This window comes from Acidisphaera sp. L21, from assembly GCF_009765685.1.
Lineage (GTDB): Bacteria > Pseudomonadota > Alphaproteobacteria > Acetobacterales > Acetobacteraceae > LMUY01.
Map to the genome: position 1 here is coordinate 1 of NZ_LMUY01000044.1, position 4,863 is coordinate 4,863.

The window sequence follows — 4,863 nt, forward strand, 5'->3', positions numbered from 1 at the left end:
TTCGAGGTTCTGTACACCAGCCTGGCGTCGACCGGCGCGCTTGCCGAGATCGGCTACCGGCTGTCCCTGGAACCAGTTTGGCCGAGCCGGATGCAACACGAATTGCACCGGATCGGCGCGCGGACGGATCGTTCGCTCCGGTTTGTGGATGTGAGGAGCTTGTCCGGGTTGGGTGTGGAGATTGGGCGGTACGCGAGCTTCAATTATTCCGCGACACAGGCGATTGCGGCGGCGGCGTTCTTTCTCGATTTCGACGGGTTGATTGTGCCGAGCGCGCGCTCCGAAGCGCTCAACCTCGTGGTATTTACGGAGAAGCTAGCCGATGCCGAGCGGTTGGGTGTGCTGGCGTCGGAGGCGGTCGATTGGACGGCGTGGCGGTCGCGACGGGTTTAAGGCAAGGCCTAAGGGGCCGTCGCTGGTTGATGTCGGAACGGCAGGGTTTGATGGGAAGCCGCCAGTCCGTCTTCGCCAAAAACACAACCCAAACGGACACTCGTGTTCCCCCTAGGTTAAATTAAGACCTCCATCCGAGAGCAAAATTTCGCCGGTCAAATAGGTGGACTCCACCAACATCATCACTGCCTGTGCGATATCATCTGGAGTAGCAGGCCGGCGCATTGGAGCGCGAGTCCGCCATAGATCCTGTGCTGCCGTCCAATCAGAGGTCATAGGAGTATCTACAAGGCCTGGTGCCACAGCATTCACTCGTATATCCGGGGCAAGCGACACGGCCAGCAAGCGTGTCATGTGATTGAGCGCGGCTTTGGTTGCTGCATATGGGATAGAAGCTCCCTTGGGGCGCACTCCAGCATGTGAGCTAATGTTGACAACATTTCCAGAACAAGCACGAAGTGAAGCTTCAGCTTCGGCAATAAGATGAAATGGAGCAACGACATTCACTTCATACAATTCATGCCAGATTTCTGAGGTTGCCGCCTTAAGGTCGGAGTGCGGAATAATGCCGCTTAATCCGGCGTTGTTCACCAAAACGTCGAGACGTCCCCACAGATCCAAGCTTTCCCGAACAAGCCGCGTTCGCTCTTTCTGCTGAGCTAAATCGGCGCGGATATAGCGAGCAAAGACAAGTTCTTTGGCAATTTCTTGTCCGGCGCTCGCCGAATTGCGAGAGTGGATAACAACCCTGTAGCCATCGTGCACGAGCCGCCGAGCTACAGCGAGACCGATCCCGGATGTTGAACCAGTGACAAGCGCGACGGGCCGGTTTTCACCATCAGACAATGTCCATCTCTCTCTCTCTTTCCTGATCCCTCTGCTGTTCTCGAACAGCATCAATAGATCAACAATGTTAACTTTCAGACAGTGGAAGTAAAGGCGTTCACGTCTGTCATGGATCGGAGGGCGCCCTTCCGGTATCGACTAAGCTTTCCGCCATATTCAATTATGATTATTTTGACGACGCCGTGACCGGGTCGGCCACGGTGACCGTTTGCCTCCGTGGTGCGCTGCGGGGGTTCGTGCAGGCGAATACAGGTGAGGATGGCGTCTACGAAAGTTTCGGCGCGACTCTCCGTGACCTGATTCGGCGGGACGAGGAGCGTGCCGAGCGGGCGGTGATCGGATGCTTGAAACTGTGGCCTGCCGTGTGGTCCTTGCTGGGGCCCATGCAAAGGCATCCCTCCCCTTCCGATGAGACCGTTCGTCCACCCGCGCCGTTTCGCGCGCGGGTGGATGAACTGGTGGATATCGGGATGAGCGTTGCCCGCCTGGTGGGGCGTGCGGCCGAGGCGGAGATGGACTTGGCGGATGCTGCCGCCAGTGTGGCGGAGGGGGCGTCGGCGATTGCGACCTCGCTGGCCGAGGCGATTGCGGCCGATGAGGCTGCCGCTGCGGCCGGGGAAGCCCGGCGGGACGTCGTGGACCGGACCGTGGTTATCGCGGCGGCGTTTGCAAAGGTGTCCCGGGCGATCCGGCAAACCATCCTGCTGGCCGAGCGGCTGGATCGGGGCTGGGCACGGCCGGGCGGGGCGGATGATCGCCATGCCATGGCAAGGCGGCAGATCGCTCGAGTGCTGCGCGAAGCGAGTGCGCGGGATGCCGACGGCGAAGCGGCCGAACGGCTGGAATCGCTGGATGCCGTCGACGAGATTGGCGACCCATCGATAGAGGCGCTCCTTCGCGATATTTGCCGCGTGTTGGGGGTGGACCCGGCGCCTTTCCTTGCCCGGTGCCAGGAGCCGCAAGCGGCGGCGCCAGTGGTGCCTGAGAGGGTGCCACCGCCGGGTGGGCGAGCCCGGGCGCGGTGCGCGCCAATCCGAGAGCGCCCGACGTAAAGCACCGATTTAGGCTGGCGTTATCGGACTTTGCGCGCGTTGACATGGCGCCGAGCCCACCGCATGTCTGCGTAGTGGCGCAGCAGTGGGACGAACGGATGCAGGCACTCGACGGCGTCCGGTTTGGCAACCTGTTTGGCAGCCCCGTGCTGGATCATCACTGGCCGGAGAGCACCGGGCTGAACGGGCAGTTGCGCGAGGCCATTCTGGTGCATGAGCGCGCCAGCCCGGGTGCCGCGTTGACCAATGTCGGCGGGTGGCATTCCGAAACGGGGACGCTCGGGTTTTGTGGGCAGGCTGGGAAGGCGTTGGTCCAGCGCATCATGGCCATGACGAACGAGGCCACGGCGCGGCTCTATGCCGACCATGATACGCCGGTTGCGGCGCTGGATTGGACGCTGAGCGTGTGGGCGAATGTCAGCCGCCGTGGGGCGTTCAATAAGATGCACACGCACCCTGGGGCCACCTGGTCCGGCGTGTATTACGTGGATAGCGGCGATAGTGACCCGGCGGCGGAGGGCACGGCGATCCATTTGACGGACCCCTGCCCCACCCGCTCCGGCAGTTTCTTTCCGGCGCTGACGGCGTCGAATATCCTGTTCAAGCCTACGCCGGGGCTGATGATCCTGTTTCCCAGCTACATGCCGCACACCGTCATGCCGCATAATGGTGATGGGGCGCGGATTTCGATCGCGTTCAATGTGCGCAAGGAACCGTTCCCGTGATCGACGGGCAGTGTTGCGTTCCCGTTTTAGTGTCAAAGGAGTTGTTTGCATGAGCCGACATCCTGTCTTGAGCAGCGGCCGGGTCGCGGTCGTCACTGGTGCGGCGAGCGGCATCGGGCTGGCCGCGGCCGAGCGGTTTGCGTCGTTGGGCATGAAGGTCGTGCTGGCCGATTTGGGCGGCGACATGTTGGACCAGGCGGCGGCTGCGGTGGCGGCGGTGTCGTCGGCGGAGGCGGTGTTGGCGGTGCCGACGGATGTGAGCCAGTTGGCGCAGGTGCAGGCGTTGAAGGACGCGACGTATGCCAGGTTCGGCGAGGTGGGGGTGCTGATGAACAATGCCGGCACCGCGCCCGGTGGGGGGCCATACGAGGCGATCGACCGGTGGCGGTGGGTGCTGGAGGTGAACCTTTGGGGCGTGATCAACGGGGTGCAGGTTTTTAGCCCGGCGATGCTGGCGCAGGGGACGCCGGGTGCCATCGTCAACACCGGGTCGAAGCAGGGGATTACCTGCCCGCCGGGGGACACCGCCTATAACGTGAGCAAGGCCGGGGTGAAGACGCTGACGGAGGCGTTGGCGCACAGCTTGCGCAACGAGGAAGGGGCGCGGATCACGGCGCATTTGCTGGTGCCGGGTTCTACGTTCACCGGGATGACGCGGCGAAACCGGAGCGAGAAGCCGGCGGGGGCGTGGATGCCGGAGCAGGTGGTGGACATGCTGATCGAGGGGATGAACGAGGGGGTATTCTACATCCTGTGTCCGGATGGGGACGTGACGCGGGATGTGGATAATAGGCGCATCCTATGGGCGGCACAGGATTTGACGGAGGGGCGGCCGGCGCTGTCGCGGTGGCATCCAGAGTATAAGGAGGCGTTTGCGGCATTTTTGGCGAAGTAGCGGGGCGCTGCCCCGCACCCCGCCAAAGGACAGTCGTCCTTTGGAAACCTTTGGGTTGAGGGGTGGAAGGCAGGGCCTTGCTATGTGTTTAGGAGGGCTTCGCCGTAATACGTGGATTTGTCGGCGACGCCCGGGAGGGCGAAGAAATAGCCGCCGCCAAAAGGCTTGATGTACTCCTCGAGCGCCTCACCGTTCAGGCGGGCCTGGACGGTAAGGAAGCCCTTTTCCAAATCGGCTTGGAAGCAGCCGAAGATGAGGCCCATGTCCATCTGGCCGGCCTTGGTGAGGCCGCGACTGAAATTATAGGCGCGGCGGAGGATGAGGCTGGAATCGGTGGCCTTGGTGCGGGGGTTGGCAAGGCGGATATGGGCGGTGAGCGGGATCGCCTCGCCTTCCGGGTCGGTGGCATAGTTGGGTTTGTCGTGCTCGTGCGCCATGCCCAGGGGGGCGCCCTCGGTCTTGTCGCGGCCGAAGATGGTTTGCTGTTCCTGAAGGGGGGTGCGGTCCCAGCGTTCGACCAGCATGCGAATGAGGCGGACGACCTGGTAGCTGCCGCCGATGGTCCAGGCGGGTTCGTCGGCGCCGGGTTGGACCCAGACGATGCGGTCCATCAGCGAGGTGTCGCGCGGGTCGAGGTTTTCGGTGCCGTCCTTGAAGCCCATCAGGTTGCGTACGGTGTCGCGGGACTGCTTCTTCACCGTGTGGGGGGGCAGGAACCCGTCCATCTTCCAGCGCAGGGCGAGCAATTCGGGCGTGTTCTTCACGATGTCGCGCAAGGCGTGGATGTTGGTTTCGGCGGTGTTGGCGTTGAACTGCAGCAGCAGGTCGCCGTGGCAGAAATCGGAGTCCAGCGCGTCGTTGGGAAATTGCTTCATCGGCACCAGCGCCCGCGGCTTGGCTTTTGCCAGGCCGTAGCGGTCGTCGAACAGGCTGCTGCCCACGGCCACCGTCA

General features: G+C 62.8%; 6 protein-coding genes. 4 read left to right on the forward strand and 2 right to left on the reverse strand.

The window, feature by feature from the left end; translation table 11 throughout:
* Window positions 1-393, forward strand: a 393-nt coding sequence (locus tag GSQ76_RS09645) for an RES domain-containing protein (protein ID WP_158743703.1), incomplete at its 5' end; no start/stop codon positions are given.
* 111 nt (window positions 394-504) lie between these two features.
* On the opposite strand, the gene GSQ76_RS09650 is transcribed toward GSQ76_RS09645, so the two are convergent.
* A complete protein-coding gene (locus GSQ76_RS09650) occupies window positions 505-1,290 on the reverse strand; it encodes an SDR family NAD(P)-dependent oxidoreductase (protein ID WP_158743704.1) in 786 nt (261 codons plus the stop codon).
* Between the two features lie 149 nt (window positions 1,291-1,439).
* Between GSQ76_RS09650 and GSQ76_RS09655 the strand changes: the two genes are divergently transcribed.
* The 3 genes from GSQ76_RS09655 to GSQ76_RS09665 are packed head-to-tail and all read left to right on the forward strand — an operon-like array spanning window position 1,440 to window position 3,911.
* On the forward strand, window positions 1,440-2,291 hold the full coding sequence (locus GSQ76_RS09655) for a hypothetical protein (RefSeq protein ID WP_158743705.1): 852 nt from the start codon (window positions 1,440-1,442) through the stop codon (window positions 2,289-2,291).
* 44 nt (window positions 2,292-2,335) lie between these two features.
* Complete coding sequence (locus GSQ76_RS09660) at window positions 2,336-3,016, forward strand: TIGR02466 family protein (RefSeq protein WP_158743706.1); 681 nt, start codon at window positions 2,336-2,338, stop codon at window positions 3,014-3,016.
* A 49-nt stretch (window positions 3,017-3,065) separates the two neighbouring features.
* On the forward strand, window positions 3,066-3,911 hold the full coding sequence (locus GSQ76_RS09665) for an SDR family NAD(P)-dependent oxidoreductase (protein ID WP_158743707.1): 846 nt from the start codon (window positions 3,066-3,068) through the stop codon (window positions 3,909-3,911).
* 80 nt (window positions 3,912-3,991) lie between these two features.
* On the opposite strand, the gene GSQ76_RS09670 is transcribed toward GSQ76_RS09665, so the two are convergent.
* On the reverse strand, window positions 3,992-4,863 hold an 872-nt coding region (locus tag GSQ76_RS09670; protein WP_158743708.1), incomplete at its 5' end, for a Dyp-type peroxidase.